Source organism: Paraburkholderia sp. BCC1876 (assembly GCF_902833695.1).
Taxonomy (GTDB): Bacteria; Pseudomonadota; Gammaproteobacteria; order Burkholderiales; family Burkholderiaceae; genus Paraburkholderia.
This window is the reverse complement of the sequence record NZ_CADFGI010000005.1, coordinates 238,049-251,682: the sequence shown is the minus strand read 5'-3', so window position 1 is coordinate 251,682 and position 13,634 is coordinate 238,049. Positions and strand designations below refer to the sequence as shown.

The window sequence follows — 13,634 nt, the reverse complement described above, 5'->3', positions numbered from 1 at the left end:
TCGGGATGGAGAGAAAACCGAGAGATTACATGGTTTTGCATCGGTAAAAACAGGGTATTTCGTGTAAGCGGGCGTTTACGGAAAAACGTAAGGGTCGCGCAGTCGATGCCGGCCGTGGCGACTCTCGATCTGCGCGCATAGCGCTCACGCCGTGTGGTTTGCATGGCGTTGCAGGGCGTTGCGATGCCGGGCGGCGCGGCTATCGGCGGGTACGCTCCATACGCTCCCGCGACCGCTCATCGCGCTGCGGCGATCTATGTCGGGATATGTCACGGCCTCGGCAAAATGCCCGCAAACCCTTGTCGCACGGGCTTCCTCCGTGGTGAAACAGGGCGACATATGTTCGTTGCTGATTAACCCGGGCCATCCTTCTATAGTCCGTTCGTCGCCACGCCGAAGTGACCGCAGTGGCCCGAATCCCAGAAGGACATACCGTGAAAATCCGTTCATTTGCCACGCCGGCCACTCCGGCCAACGCCGCCTGCGTTGTCTCAGCCACACCGCTTTCCTCCACTCGCCATGCGCTGCGCAAGCTCGTGCTCAGCGCCACCGTCGCCGTGCTCGCGTTAGGTAGCGCGTCGGCGTTCGCGTGGTCGCAGCACGGCACCGCTTACACCTCGCGCGGCACCTATAACGGCGCGCGTTACGGCTCGTGCGGCGGCGGCAGTTGCTCGCATGCGGGCGGCGTCGTCGGTCCTTATGGAGGTCTGGCCACCAACACCGGCACGGTGACGCGCAACGCGCCGGGGCAATTCTCGAACTCGGGCACCGCGACCGGGCGCTACGGCAACTCCGTCCAGCATGCCGGCGACACCAATTGCGCCGGCGGCACCTGCGCGCATACCGGTTCCCTGACCGGGCCGGACGGTAAAACCGCCACCACGTCCGGCTCGGTGACGAAGACCGCGCCGGGGCAGTATTCGTCGTCGGGCTCGGTCACGGGGGCGAACGGCAACACGGTCGACCATTCGGCGTCGACCAATTGCGCCGGCGCGACGTGTTCGCGTTCAGGCACGGTAACCGGTGCGGACGGTGGCACGGTCAATCACGCCGGCACGGCCACGCGGGTCGCGCCGGGCGTCGTGACGACTTCGACGAGCGTGACCGGCACGCACGGCAATACGGTGACGTCGAGTGGGGCCGTGGTCACGACGGGCGGGGTTGTCACGACGGGCGCGGTCGTTACGACGGGCGGCGCGACGGTGGTGGTTGCGCCCAAGCCGGTGGTGGTCGCGCCGCCGGTGGTTTATGTGCCGCCGCCTCCGGTGGTTTATGCACCGCCGCCGGTGGTTTATGTGCCGCCCAAGGCGGTAGTCGTAGCGCCGCCGGTGGTTTATGCGCCGCCGCCGCCGGTCGTCTACGTGCCGCCGCCCCCGCCGCGGGCGGTTTATGTCGCGCCGCGTGTCGTGTATGTCGCGCCAGCGCCGCGCCCGGTCGTGTGGGTGCCGGGGCACTGGATCGGTAATGTCTGGGTGCCGGCGCACTGGTCGTGAGGAGGCCGGTCATGCGAGTCAGAATCTTCACAAGGATGCTGTCATGCCGCGATCGGACGATGGGCGAGCGGCGCGCGGTTTCGCAGTCGCCCGTCGCGGTTCATGGGGCCCAAGCGATCCGCTCGACTCATGCGGCGCAAGCGGCCCACGCAGCCCAAGCAACCCACACGATCCGCTCCTGCCGCAAAGCAGCTGTATTAGCAACGATCGTCGCCGCCGCGAGCCTTGCGCTCGCCACGAGCCGCTACGTGGCAGCCCATGTCGATACCTCCCACGAGCAGCGGGAAATACAAACCTCGCAGGATTGTTCGGCACGCTACGCCGCGTTGCTCGATCTTGCCGAACTCGCCAGGCGTGACGGCAAATCGTCCGAGGTCGTGGTGCGCGGCCTGAGCGACCGCGCGGGCGCGATGAGCGCGTGTCTGCCGACCGTCCACGCCGCCCAGCCAGGCCGCCGCGCCGACGCCACAAAGAAAAGCGCTCCCGATTCCTGACGGAACCCGGAGCGCTTGCAGAACAGCTACTGCTACTTTTCTACTTCTACTGCCAGATACCAAGCCCCTGGCTTAACGTCCCTGCTGCTGCAGATACTGCTTCACATCGCTCAGCGTCACGCTGCCTTTATGTCCGCTGTCGATCTGATCGAAGTGCTTGGCCACAAAACCCAGCCCCTGGGTTTGCGCCTGCGTCTTCGTGACTGCCGCGCCATTGCTCAGCGCCGAGTTGGCCCCGAGGCGCGCTTCGAGCCGTTGCTGGGCCTGTTGCTGCAGCGCGGTCCCGGTCGACGGTGCGACCGGCGCCGCCCGATTCTGCGGAAAAAACGGACCGTCGACGCCACGCGCGCCGCTCGGCGGCGTCGCGGGCGCCACCGCTTGCGGCGGCAACGCATGCGCACTGCCGATCAAACCGGCGATCGCGAGCAACGGGGAGAGACGTCGCAACTTAGTGAAAAGAGACATGATGACTCACCTGAATTGAGTAATAGGGTATCGCGAACCGCGCATCTCGTCCGGCCGCTCAAGGCGACGGCAGTTGCGTGGAAGCGGTGGCGGTAGCGGTCGGTTCGCTGGCGGGACTTTCGTCGCGCCACGGGGCCGGCAGCGTCCACAGCGCGAGCGCGTCAGGCAGCGGCGTGCCGCGGTAGAAGCGCACCAGATCGCGCTTCATCGCCGGACGGGCGGTGTCGTCCAGATAAATCATGTGGCCGCCCGGGAAGAAGTTGACCTGCAAGTCCGGATTGATGCCGGGCACCGTCTGCAGCCGCGCCAACTGTTTCTCGGTATTGAAGAACGGCGTCGCCAGATCGTGGAAGCCGTTTTCCGACAACACCTTCAGCCTCGGATTGAGCGTCAGCGCGCCGAGCAGATCGGGGATCGTGTCGGGCATCGCCTGGCCGTCGTGCGAGAAATTCCACACCTGGATGATGGCGTCGTTCAGCGGCATATACGTCGCGTTCGGCGCCGTGTAGCCGAGGTAGTCCGGCATCTGGGTCGCCAGCGCGTTGGTGAACGGCTGCGAGATCAGAATGTCGGACGGGTCGCCGTCGCTTGCCAGACGCGGATCCGAGTTCGGCAACGACACGCGTCCGTCATACCGGCCGATCGTCGTGCCGGGCAGCAGGCTCGTCGAGAAGCCATTGACGTTGAAGTAGCCTTGCAGCGCCTGCATCGTCAAACCGGACGGAATGGTCCACGCTTGCAGCGTCTTGTCGTTCGGCAACACGGGCTTGCCGAGCGCGTTCGGTGCGCCGAGCTGACTCAGCACCCACGACTGCGAGTAGCGTCTGAGCTTGCTGTACTCGGCGGTCACGAACAGACTGGTTTGCAGCGCGTAAAGGCCCTGGTTGACCGGCGCCGGCGACACCTGGTTGTAGTACGACGCAACCGCTGCGTAGCCCGGGAAATAGCCCGCCAGCGTATCCGTATCCAGCGCGAGCGCGCTGGTCGAATTGGTGATGGCGACGGCTTCGATCGCATCCGCGAAATAGTTGAGAATCGCGGACTGCAACACGATGCCGGTCAGATGCACGCCCGACGATTCCAGCGCGAGCGCCAGCATGTCGGTACGCGGCGTCCCATACGATTCGCCGTACAGATAGATCGGCGAACTGCTGCGATTGTTGACCGTCAGATAGCGCTGAATGAAGTCGCGCATGATGTCGACGTCGGCGTCGGTCGTCCAGTACTTCTGGTTCGTATTCGGCAACACCGCTTCGGAGAGGCCGGTGCCCGGCGGGTCGATGAAGACCATGTCCGTGGTGTCGATCAGGCTGTCCTTGTTATCGACCAGCGGGTAGTTCGGCCAGTTGCCGAACACCGGATCGGGCGTCGATACGCGCGTCGGCGCGAACGAGCCGAGCCGCAACCAGATCGACGACGAACCCGGGCCGCCGTTGTAGACGAACGTGACCGGGCGCGGTGCACCGTTGGTGCTCGGCGCGGTGTAGGCCACGTAGGACATCGAGGCTTCGGGGTTGCCGTTCGCGTCGGCGGCGGTCAGGTGGCCGGTGGTCGTCGTGTAGTTGACCGGCGCTTTGCCCTGGGTCCACTGGTAATGCATGACCGCGGCTTTTTCCGACACCTGCGAGGGCGTGAGACCGTCCGTGGCGTTCAACGAATAGGCGACCGGATCGATATAGGTCTGATTGGCGGTCGACGCTTGCGACTGCGCGGCGGCCTTGGCATTGAGCTGCTGACTTGCGGGGGTTTGCTGCATGCTCACCGCCGCGCCGTTCGACGAACTGCCGTCGCCGCCGCCGCAGCCGCCGAGAAGCGTGATTGCAACCGCTAAAGTCCCTATGGCCGGCAGCTTGCGCTGGCGTAGAGGGGAGTTGCCTCTAAGACGCTCGTGTCGTTTCATCTCATTCCTTGGTGGATGGGTTCAGCTACCGTTTCACAAAGGTCTCTTCGCGGATGAATGTGCATTGAATTGGAATTATTTTTAATGCATCGCCGACGTGTAATAGTGAACAACGACAGACTCGAACAGCAACACGCGTCAATACCCACGGGCATTAAAAAATGCCCATGCTTATTGAATAAAAATGACTAACACTCTGAATGGGATAAGCCGGTTCTTTTCGGGAATTTTTTCCGTGAGTTCCGTTGGGTAAGAATTCGTAATATCTGCGGCAGAAGAAAAATAGGCGACGCGCTAGGGACTTGTCAAGCATTTAGCGAAATTACGTAATTCGAATATCGGCGTCTTGAATTTAAAGGCCGGTAGGGTTTAGGCGGGGTGAATGACTGCGCGGGTTTGTTTATTACGGCTGTAAATATAATCGTTTGCTAAATGTAATTGTTAATTGACGCATTGCGTCAAATCGCATTCCATAAAAATCGTTCCGGGAATGGGATTGAATACGTAAGCGGGAATCGGCACAAAACCCAGTAACGCATAAAGCCGTTGTGCGGCATTGCTTCGATTGCGCTCTACGCTTTATTGCGGTTCCTCGAGCACCAGCGGAAAGCGGATGTTGAACGTGGTGCCCACCCCTTCGCGCGATACGAAATCGATCTGCCCATCGAGCACGCGGCACAGCTCCTTGACGATCGCGAGGCCGAGACCCGTGCCGGGAATATCGTCGCCCGCGGCGCGTTCGAATTCGTCGAACACGCGGTCCGCATCCGCGGGCGCAATGCCTTCGCCGGTATCCGATACGCGGATCGACCAGTGGTCCGCATCGGCCATCGCGAAACCGAATTCGATTTCGCCGGACTTCGTGTACTTGGTCGCGTTGGACAGCAGATTCACCGCGATCTGTTTCAGCTTGAGCCGATTGGACGTGATCGCGGGCAACGCCGGATCGAAGGCCGTGCGCAGCTTCAGTGCTTTGGCTTCGATCAAAGGGCGCGACGCGGCGTCGAGTTCGTCGAAGAGCTCGCGCAGTTCGACGGTTTCGAGCGTGAGCGGCGCACCGTCGCCGAGCACGACCGAATACTCGACCATTTGATCGACCAGTTGCTTCATGTCGGCGGCTTGCCGGTTCGCCAGTGTCAACGCGGTCTCGGCTTTGGCGGGGGCGCGCGCGATCAATTGCAGCGCGATGGAAAACGCGTTCAGAAAGTTGCGCAGATCGTGAACCACGCTGCGGGTGATCTGCATCCGCGACTCGTACAGATCGCCCACGAGCCGCTGTTTCAGCGTGAGTTCGTGGTTGGCGCGTTCGAGCCTGCCGGTGTATTCGTCGATCTTGCGGTCGCGTTCGCTGACCACCTGCTTGATTGACGTGAGCGTGACCACGCTGAGCGCCTCGGCGATCAGACGCCGCGCGCGGCGTTCGTGGCGGCGCGTGAACGCGCTGTCGCGTTCGGCGAATTCGTCCAGCGCGTCGGCGAGCACCTGATGAAACAGATCGAGTTCGCGCACCAGTTCTTCGATCCGGTAACCCTGGCGCCAGCGGACCATGCCGTGCTTTCTCGCGTCGCTTTCAATGCTCGACTCCACGAGTTCGAGGTCTTCAATGTCGAGCGCGGTGCAGAGTCCGTCGAGAATGTCCGGCAGATGGTCGGCCAGTTGCTGGTAAGTGAGCTTGTCGGCTTCGACGAGTTCGACGTCGCCGAATACGGCTTTCATCCATTGCTCGGTGAAGCGGGTTCGTTCGGTGCGAACGAAGTCGGCGAAATTGCGCAGCGGGCTAACGAGGGTTTCGGCCATGGCACGTTTCAGGATGAAGTTTCTACAACCTACAAAGGCTCGAACCACTCCAGACGCGCCGAACCGGAAACCGGCGCCCGCGCTCCGCGAGAAAACACGCTGTTGGCTGGAGTGAATGAGAAGCTTGGCCGGCGGGCACCGTGCTTTCCGAACACGCCGAAAGCCTGCTGCCGCGGCCAATAATCCGCCTCATTATCACCGCAATTGCGGATCGTGGAACAGCCCTTGCGTGACGGTGGATAGATGATAAAGATGTTCAAACCGGCGACCCCTGATGCATTCAATCCTGTTGGTGGACGACGAGCCGGAAATTCTGGCGGCGTGGCGCCTGATTCTTGAAAACGAAGGTTACGAAGTCGGTTGCGCGAGCAATGGCGTCGAGGCGGTCGCGCGCGTGGCATTGCGGATGCCCGACACGCCCGATCTGATCATTACCGACTGGATGATGCCGCTGATGGACGGCGCGGAACTCTGCCGCCGTCTGCGCGCAATGCCGGAACTCGCCAACGTGCCGATTCTCGTCCACACGGCTGTGCCGCCGTCCTCCGACGGCCGCGACAAACATTGGGACGCGTGCCTGAGAAAGCCGGTCGGCGCGGATCTGTTTTTGACCACCGTGGCGCAGCTTTGCAAGCAGCGGCATTGAAGGAACGGGCCTTGCGGTGGGAGCGGCGGCTTGCCGTTTGCCGCATCGCCCAAGTCTGTTCACGACCATTCACTCCCCGTGACCCGCCTTCACAAAATCGACGAACACGCGTAGCGGCGCGGGCACATGCCGGTGCCCCGGATAGTAGAGAAACGGCCCCGAAAAGCTCGGCCACCACGACTCCAGAATCGGCTCCAACGCACCGCTGTCAAGCTGCGGACGCAGCCAGTCTTCGAACAGATGGATCACGCCCACGCCGGCGACCGCTGCGCTGATCGCCAGATCGAGCGCCGCGCCCGGACGCACGAGCAGCGGCCCAGTCGGATTCAACTGAAGCGCTTCGCCGTCGCGCTCGAAATGCCACATCGGAATCGCGCCGCCGGCGAATTGGCCGCGCAGGCACGCATGCGCGAGCAACTCGCGCGGGTGCTCGGGGCGGCCGTGCTCGTCGAGATAAGCGGGCGCCGCGGCGGTCGCGAAGCGCTGCACGCGCGGCCCGATCGGCACGGCGATCATGTCCTGTTCGAGCCGCTCGTCGTAGCGAATGCCCGCGTCGCAGCCGATCGACAGCAGGTCGACGAACCCGTCCTCCACCACGACCTCGACGCGAATGTCGGGATACGCCTTGAGGAAGGGCACGATCACCGTGGGCAGCGTAATGCGCGCGGCGCTGGACGGCACGTTCAGCTTGAGCGTGCCGGTCGGCTTGTCGCGAAAGCCGTTCAGCACGTCGAGCGCGGCTTCCATTTCGGTGAACAGCGGCGTCAGCTTTTCGATCAGGCGCAGACCGGCTTCGGTCGGCGCCACGCTGCGCGTGGTGCGGTTGAGCAGGCGCAAGCCGAGTTTCGCTTCGAGACGCCGCACGGCAATGCTGAGACTCGACGCGGACACGCCGCCGATGCGCGCCGCGTCGCGAAAGCCGCCAGCCCGCGCGACGGAAACGAAAGCGGAAAGATCATTTAATTCCATGGTGGCTGTGCATATTTTTGAACAACCCGTGCACGTTATGCCTATTTATTTGACAACACAACCCGGTGATACTGCGGCTCAACCCCACCCATTCAAGGAGCGCACCATGTCCGACCTCAAGACCACCGACACTTTCCCGCTAGCCGGACGTCCCGTGCGGCGGATGGGCTACGGCGCGATGCAACTGGCCGGTCCCGGCGTATTCGGGCCGCCGAAGGATCGCGAGGCGGCCGTCGCGGTGCTGCGCGAGGCGCTGGCAGCGGGCGTCAATCACATCGATACGAGCGATTTTTACGGGCCGCACGTCACCAACCAGATCATTCGCGAAGCGCTGCATCCTTATCCGGACGATCTGGTGATCGTCAGCAAGCTCGGCGCGGTGCGCGACGACAAGGGCGGCTGGTTGCCGGCGATGGAGCCGCAAGCGATCGAACGCGGTCTGCACGACAACCTGCGCAATCTCGGGCTCGACGCAATGGAGATCGTCAACCTGCGCATCATGGGCAGCATTCATGCGCCCTCCGAAGGCTCGATCGAGAAGGAGGTCACGGCGCTGGCCGAACTGAAGCAGCGCGGCCTGGTTCGCCATATCGGTTTGAGCAACGTGACGTCGGCGCAGATTGCCGAGGCACAACGCATTACGGAAGTGGTCTGCGTGCAGAACCACTACAACCTGGTGCATCGCCACGACGACGCCCTGATCGACGAACTGGCGGCGCAGGGTATCGCTTATGTGCCGTTTTTCCCGCTGGGCGGTTTTACGCCGATTCAGTCGTCGGCGCTGTCGGACCTCGCGAGTACTTTGGGCGCGACGCCGATGCAGGTCGCGCTGGCCTGGCTGTTGCAGCGCGCGCCGAACATTCTGCTGATTCCCGGCACGTCGAGCCTTCAGCATTTGCGCGAGAACCTGCAGGCCGCGCATTTGACGCTGAGCGATGAGGTTCGCGCCGAACTCGACGCGATCGGCCGCGCGAACGGCGCAGCGTAAGCTTAGGCATCAAGGCGCGGCGGAGATCAGCCTCCGCCACGCCTCACGTGGTTCTCACCGCACCCGCACCCACTTCGAATCGCATCGAGCTCCTGGCACACGCACCACGCCCGCTAGCCGCATCGCGCCAATCGCCCGCTCACACCCGCCATTGCGGAGGTCGACCCGACCCCATGCGCATTCCTGCGATTCTGGAATGGTAGATTGGTCCGCGCTTAATCGGGGGCAAACTCTATGGCGGTGGGCTCAAACCAGTCGGGCGGTGGGTTTCCCGCGTTGACCAGTATCCGGTTCATTGCCGCATTCGCGGTCGTCATCTCTCACTTCTCGGAACGCGACCTGCTGCCGTTGCCGGCTGCGTTGTTCAATTTCATCGACGGCGGCCGCTCGGCCGTGTCGCTGTTCTTCGTGCTGTCCGGTTTCATTCTGACCTTCACGTATCGCGACAAACTGGCCCACGGCGGCGTGCGCTCATTTTACGAGGCACGGGTCGCGCGCATTTATCCGATGATCCTGCTCGGCCTGCTGATGTGCGTGCCGGTTGTGATCTACCTCGTGCTGAATGACAATCCGCAACTCATGCTGGAGTGGTACGCGCTGAAGGGCGCGATCTATCCGGCGCTGCTCGTCAGTCTGATCGCGCAGTTGCTGTTGCTCAACGGCTGGCTGCCGTTTTCGGCCATCAATCAGCCATGGAACGGACCCTCGGATAGCGTCTCCTGCGAGGCGTTCTTCTATCTTCTGTTTCCGTTTCTATTGCGCCGAATGACGACGATGAGCGTCGCGCGAATCGGTTTGATTGCCGTCGCGATGTGGCTCGTGACCGGTGCGTGGATAGCGTTGTTGCAAAACTTCGTACCGCTGTCGCGCAGCGCCGCGATGATTTACGCGATGCCGGTCACGCGGCTCGCCGAGTTCGTGATGGGTATCGCGGTGGCGATCTACTATCTGCGTCTCAGAGCGAGCGGCAGGTCGCAGCATGGTAAAGGCATCGTGCTGATCGGCGTGGCGTTGAGCGCGATCTTCATACTCAGCGTCTGGCGGCCGATCTGGCCGGCCTACTATCTGGAGTCGCCGTTTTACGCGGCGTTGATACTGGGACTCGCGTTGCTGGAGCGACCCGTGTTGGGCCTGTTGAGCTGGCGGCCGCTGGTGCGATTGGGGGAGGCGAGTTATTCGTTGTACCTCACGCATTTGCCGCTTGCGCTCTGGTCGGTGATGCTGGGTTTCGGGCCGTCGAACGGCTGGATCATGATTCCCGTGAGCGTGCTGATCAGTCTGCTGTGCTTCCGCTTCTATGAAGAGCCGATGCGTCGGAAGATCAAGACGCGCTTTGCCAGTCAGAAGACCGCTCGACTGCCCGCGGCGGAGTCGGGGCAGACGGCGGTTTAAGCGCGGCGTGGTCACGTCTCACGCTAAACAGCCTAAGGCCGGTAGCGCAACGCGTCGATCAATACCGCGAGCGCGCGCGACGACTGCCGGCGGCTCGGGTAGTACAGGTGATAACCGGGGAACGTCGGACACCAGTCCTTCAGCACCGCTTTCAGCCGCCCCTCGGCGACATGCGGCCGCGCCAGTTCCTCGGGTACGTACGCAAGACCACAGCCCGTCAACGCCGCGTTGAACATCTGCTGCGTGCCGTTGCATGTCATTTGTCCTTCGACGCGCACCTTCAGTTCGTGCCCGGCCTTTTCGAATTCCCACGCGTACAAACCGCCATAGGTCGGCAGCCGCAAGTTGATGCAGTTGTGCCCGGTCAGATCCTGCGGCGTCTTCGGTCGCGCGCGCTTCGCGAAGTAGGCGGGCGCGCCGACCACCGCCATGCGCATGTCCGGCGCAATGCGCACCGCGATCATGTCTTTGGCCACCTGGTCGCCTAGACGGATACCCACGTCGTAACGTTGCGCGACGATATCGGTCAGCCCGAAATCCACCACCAGTTCGATCTTGATGTCGGGATAGTCGGGCAGCAGTTGCGCGAGCTTCGGTTGAAGAATCGTGTTCGCCGCGTGTTCGTCCGTCGTGACGCGGATCGTGCCGGCCGGTTTGTCGCGCAATTCGCCCAGCGCCGCGAGTTCCTCGTCGATTTCGTCGAAGCGCGGTCCCACCGTGGTCAGCAAGCGCTCGCCGGCCGGCGTGGGCGACACGCTGCGCGTCGTGCGGGTGAGCAGGCGCAGACCGAGCCGCGTTTCGAGGCCGCGGATCGTGTGGCTCAGCGCCGATTGCGATACGCCCAGTTTCGCCGCCGCTTTGGTGAAGCTGCGTTCGCGGGCGACCGCGATAAAAGCCAGCAGGTCGTTCAGATTGTCGCGTGCCATTCATGAATCTCACTCATGGGTGTTTGCCGATTCTACCGTCTAGTCGCGAGCCGCCGCAGCGCTTAAATTGAAGGTCTGATGCAATCGGATCGACGTGAGGCGCGACTTGCCCCACGCATCGATGCCGATGCCGCTTCTTAACCGAACCGAACCGCACCGCACCAAATCGAACTGGAGGATCTTGCATGGCGAACGAACCCAACACCGCGCACAAAGCATTCGGCGATATCGCACCCGCGCTGGCGGACTACACCGACAAGGTGCTGTTCGGCGAGGTCTGGCAACGGCCGGGGCTGTCGCCGCGCGATCGCAGTCTCGTCACCGTGGCCGGCCTTGTGGCGATGTATCGCAGCAACGAACTGCCGTTTCATCTCGGCAAGGCGCTCGACAACGGCGTGTCGCGCGACGAGCTGATCGAGTTGATCACGCACCTCGCGTTCTATTCGGGTTGGCCGACCGCTAGCACGGCGCTCGGCATCGCGCGACAGGTTTTCGCGAGCCGCGACGCTTGATCATCTGATGCGCCCGATCGCCGCTCGGGCGCGTCGCTTCACAGCGTATCGAGCCATGCAGGCGCCAGGCATGGCATGACAGGAGAGCAAGGAATGGATTACCGGTATCTGGGCCGCAGCGCCCTCAAGGTTTCGCCGTTATGTCTCGGCGCGATGATGTTCGGCGGCGAGACCGACGAAGCGACGTCGACGCGCATCATCGACAAGGCCTACGATCAGGGCGTTAATTTCATCGACACCGCGGACGTGTATCACGCGGGACGCTCGGAAGAAATCGTCGGACGGGCTATCGCGCCGCATCGCGATAACTGGGTGGTCGCCACCAAGTTCGGCTATCCGGGCGGCCAGGGTCCGAACGAACAGGGGCAGTCGCGCAAGTGGATCATGCAGTCCGTCGACGCGAGCCTGAAACGGCTCGGCACCGACTACATCGATATTCTGTACTTTCACCGCGCGCTGACCGATGCGCCGATGGAAGAGGCCGTGCGCGCGATCGGCGATCTGATCCGTCAGGGCAAGATCCGCTACTTCGGCGTGTCGAATTTCCGTGGCTGGCGTATTGCCGAAATCGTGCGACTCGCCGATCAGCTCGGCATCGACCGACCGGTCGCGAGCGAGCCGTTATACAACCTCGTGGACCGTACCGCGGAAGTCGAGCAATTGCCCGCCGCGCATCACTACGGTCTGGGCGTCGTGCCGTACAGCCCGCTCGCGCGTGGCGTGCTCAGCGGCAAATACGCGGTGGATACGCCGCCGCCGGCCGACTCGCGCGCGGGCCGCGGCGACAAGCGGATTCAGCAGACCGAGTGGCGTCCCGAGTCGTTGCACATCGCGCGGACTATTGCCGAGCACGCGAAGCAACGTGGCACGACCTCGATCGCGTTCGCGCTTGCGTGGGTGCTGAAGAACCAGATGGTCAGCAGCACGATCGCCGGTCCGCGTACCGAAGCGCACTGGGACGGCTATCTGGAGGCCCTGAAACTGCAACTCGGCCCCGACGACGAGGCACTCGTGAATAGCCTCGTACCGCCTGGCCATGCGTCGACGCCGGGTTATACGGACCCCGGCTATCCGATCGAAGGACGGCGCGTTGCGTGACCGTGTCTCATGACCGTGTGAGGCGCCTGCGAAAACCGGCGCCTCACACCGAAGCCGCGATCGTGTCCCGTAGCCACCGATGCGCGGGATCGCGATGCACGCGCTCGTGCCACAGCATCGCCATCTCGTAGCCCGGCACCTCGACGGGCGGCTCGACCATTCGCAGCGCGCAGTTTTCGTGCACCAGCCGCGCCGGCACCATGCCGACCAGGTCGGTGCTCGCGAGCGCCGACACCATGAACAGAAAATGCGGCACGGACAGCACCACGCGGCGCGTGAGGCCGATCTTCGCGAGCGATTCATCCGTGACGCCGAAGAATCCGCCGCCGTCCGGCGACACGATCACCTGCTCCAGTTTGCAGAACTGCGCGAGCGTCGGCCGGCGCTTCAGACGCGGGTGGCCGGCGCGGCCCACCAGCACGTAGCGCTCGGCGAACAGCACGCGACGGCGCAAACCGTCGGGCGCGCCTTCGCTGGTATGGAAGCCCAGATCGATTTCGCCCTGTTCCGCTTGCCGCATCAGCCGCGGCGGTACCGCTTCGACGACCGCCAGACGCGTGCCGGGCGCGGCCGCTCTCAACGTGGCCAACGTGGGGAGGATGATGGTCGATTCGGCGTAGTCGGTGGCGGCGATTCGCCAACTGTGAGTGGCTTCGGCCGGATCGAACGGACTCGCCGGCGCGACCGCGCGTTCGAGTGCTTCGAGCGCCTCGCGCAACGGTTCGCGCAACGCTTCGGCCCGGGCAGTGGGACGCATGCCGCGCGGTCCCGGCAGCAACAGCGGGTCGCCAAACAGATCGCGCAATTTCGCGAGATGCACGCTGACCGACGGCTGAGAGAAGTTCAAACGTTCGGCCGCGCGCGTCACGTTGTGCTCGGACAGCAGCACGTCGAGCGTGACCAGCAGGTTCAGATCCAGCCTTCTGAGATTAACCAAAGCAATACCTAATATAT

At 63.2% G+C, this 13,634-nt stretch carries 13 protein-coding genes; 7 read left to right on the top strand and 6 right to left on the bottom strand.

Annotated elements, in window-relative coordinates:
• Positions 1 to 434 precede the first annotated feature (434 nt).
• Together HWY05_RS20075 and HWY05_RS38370 are read left to right on the top strand one after the other, a co-directional pair.
• The gene (locus HWY05_RS20075) at positions 435 to 1,493 is read left to right on the top strand and encodes a hypothetical protein (protein WP_176059351.1); all 1,059 of its coding nucleotides are present in this window, start codon (positions 435 to 437) and stop codon (positions 1,491 to 1,493) included.
• 11 nt (positions 1,494 to 1,504) lie between these two features.
• A complete protein-coding gene (locus HWY05_RS38370; protein ID WP_244146654.1) occupies positions 1,505 to 1,987 on the top strand; it encodes a hypothetical protein in 483 nt (160 codons plus the stop codon).
• A gap of 72 nt (positions 1,988 to 2,059) precedes the next feature.
• On the opposite strand, the gene HWY05_RS20065 is transcribed toward HWY05_RS38370, so the two are convergent.
• The 3 genes from HWY05_RS20065 to HWY05_RS20055 all read right to left on the bottom strand — a co-directional run bounded on the left by HWY05_RS20065 (position 2,060) and on the right by HWY05_RS20055 (position 6,149).
• Positions 2,060 to 2,452, bottom strand: a complete 393-nt coding sequence (locus tag HWY05_RS20065; RefSeq protein WP_176059350.1) for a 2-oxoglutarate dehydrogenase — start codon at positions 2,450 to 2,452, stop codon at positions 2,060 to 2,062.
• Between the two features lie 58 nt (positions 2,453 to 2,510).
• Positions 2,511 to 4,352 (bottom strand): peptidase S10, encoded by a 1,842-nt coding sequence (locus HWY05_RS20060; RefSeq protein WP_176059349.1) that lies wholly within the window; start codon positions 4,350 to 4,352, stop codon positions 2,511 to 2,513.
• A 579-nt stretch (positions 4,353 to 4,931) separates the two neighbouring features.
• Positions 4,932 to 6,149, bottom strand: coding sequence for a sensor histidine kinase (locus tag HWY05_RS20055; RefSeq protein ID WP_035556064.1), 1,218 nt, complete (start codon positions 6,147 to 6,149; stop codon positions 4,932 to 4,934).
• A gap of 274 nt (positions 6,150 to 6,423) precedes the next feature.
• Between HWY05_RS20055 and HWY05_RS20050 the strand changes: the two genes are divergently transcribed.
• Positions 6,424 to 6,795: a response regulator gene (locus HWY05_RS20050; RefSeq protein ID WP_035556066.1), complete on the top strand. Its 372-nt coding sequence runs from the start codon at positions 6,424 to 6,426 to the stop codon at positions 6,793 to 6,795.
• 69 nt (positions 6,796 to 6,864) lie between these two features.
• Here HWY05_RS20050 and HWY05_RS20045 read toward each other — a convergent pair whose 3' ends face one another.
• A complete protein-coding gene (locus tag HWY05_RS20045; protein WP_176059348.1) occupies positions 6,865 to 7,764 on the bottom strand; it encodes a LysR family transcriptional regulator in 900 nt (299 codons plus the stop codon).
• A 106-nt stretch (positions 7,765 to 7,870) separates the two neighbouring features.
• Here HWY05_RS20045 and HWY05_RS20040 point away from each other — a divergent pair, with 106 nt between their 5' ends.
• Positions 7,871 to 8,752, top strand: a complete 882-nt coding sequence (locus tag HWY05_RS20040; protein ID WP_035556071.1) for an aldo/keto reductase family oxidoreductase — start codon at positions 7,871 to 7,873, stop codon at positions 8,750 to 8,752.
• Between the two features lie 234 nt (positions 8,753 to 8,986).
• Positions 8,987 to 10,144, top strand: a complete 1,158-nt coding sequence (locus HWY05_RS20035; protein WP_176059347.1) for an acyltransferase — start codon at positions 8,987 to 8,989, stop codon at positions 10,142 to 10,144.
• Positions 10,145 to 10,176: 32 nt separating this feature from the next.
• Here the strand turns inward: HWY05_RS20035 and HWY05_RS20030 are convergent, their stop codons facing one another.
• A complete protein-coding gene (locus HWY05_RS20030) occupies positions 10,177 to 11,070 on the bottom strand; it encodes a LysR family transcriptional regulator (RefSeq protein ID WP_176059346.1) in 894 nt (297 codons plus the stop codon).
• A gap of 185 nt (positions 11,071 to 11,255) precedes the next feature.
• Between HWY05_RS20030 and HWY05_RS20025 the strand changes: the two genes are divergently transcribed.
• Complete coding sequence (locus tag HWY05_RS20025) at positions 11,256 to 11,582, top strand: carboxymuconolactone decarboxylase family protein (protein WP_035556075.1); 327 nt, start codon at positions 11,256 to 11,258, stop codon at positions 11,580 to 11,582.
• A 93-nt stretch (positions 11,583 to 11,675) separates the two neighbouring features.
• Positions 11,676 to 12,680: an aldo/keto reductase gene (locus tag HWY05_RS20020; RefSeq protein ID WP_176059345.1), complete on the top strand. Its 1,005-nt coding sequence runs from the start codon at positions 11,676 to 11,678 to the stop codon at positions 12,678 to 12,680.
• A 43-nt stretch (positions 12,681 to 12,723) separates the two neighbouring features.
• Here the strand turns inward: HWY05_RS20020 and HWY05_RS20015 are convergent, their stop codons facing one another.
• A complete protein-coding gene (locus tag HWY05_RS20015) occupies positions 12,724 to 13,632 on the bottom strand; it encodes a LysR family transcriptional regulator (RefSeq protein WP_176059574.1) in 909 nt (302 codons plus the stop codon).
• Positions 13,633 to 13,634 lie beyond the last annotated feature (2 nt).

Coding starts and splice junctions, on each gene's coding strand:
- HWY05_RS20040 (WP_035556071.1), top strand. CDS start 7,871: ATGTCCGACCTCAAGACCACCGACACTTTCCCGCTAGCCGGACGTCCC.
- HWY05_RS20055 (WP_035556064.1), bottom strand. CDS start 6,149: ATGGCCGAAACCCTCGTTAGCCCGCTGCGCAATTTCGCCGACTTCGTT.
- HWY05_RS20035 (WP_176059347.1), top strand. CDS start 8,987: ATGGCGGTGGGCTCAAACCAGTCGGGCGGTGGGTTTCCCGCGTTGACC.
- HWY05_RS20025 (WP_035556075.1), top strand. CDS start 11,256: ATGGCGAACGAACCCAACACCGCGCACAAAGCATTCGGCGATATCGCA.
- HWY05_RS38370 (WP_244146654.1), top strand. CDS start 1,505: ATGCGAGTCAGAATCTTCACAAGGATGCTGTCATGCCGCGATCGGACG.
- HWY05_RS20060 (WP_176059349.1), bottom strand. CDS start 4,352: ATGAAACGACACGAGCGTCTTAGAGGCAACTCCCCTCTACGCCAGCGC.
- HWY05_RS20065 (WP_176059350.1), bottom strand. CDS start 2,452: ATGTCTCTTTTCACTAAGTTGCGACGTCTCTCCCCGTTGCTCGCGATC.
- HWY05_RS20020 (WP_176059345.1), top strand. CDS start 11,676: ATGGATTACCGGTATCTGGGCCGCAGCGCCCTCAAGGTTTCGCCGTTA.
- HWY05_RS20045 (WP_176059348.1), bottom strand. CDS start 7,764: ATGGAATTAAATGATCTTTCCGCTTTCGTTTCCGTCGCGCGGGCTGGC.
- HWY05_RS20030 (WP_176059346.1), bottom strand. CDS start 11,070: ATGGCACGCGACAATCTGAACGACCTGCTGGCTTTTATCGCGGTCGCC.
- HWY05_RS20050 (WP_035556066.1), top strand. CDS start 6,424: ATGCATTCAATCCTGTTGGTGGACGACGAGCCGGAAATTCTGGCGGCG.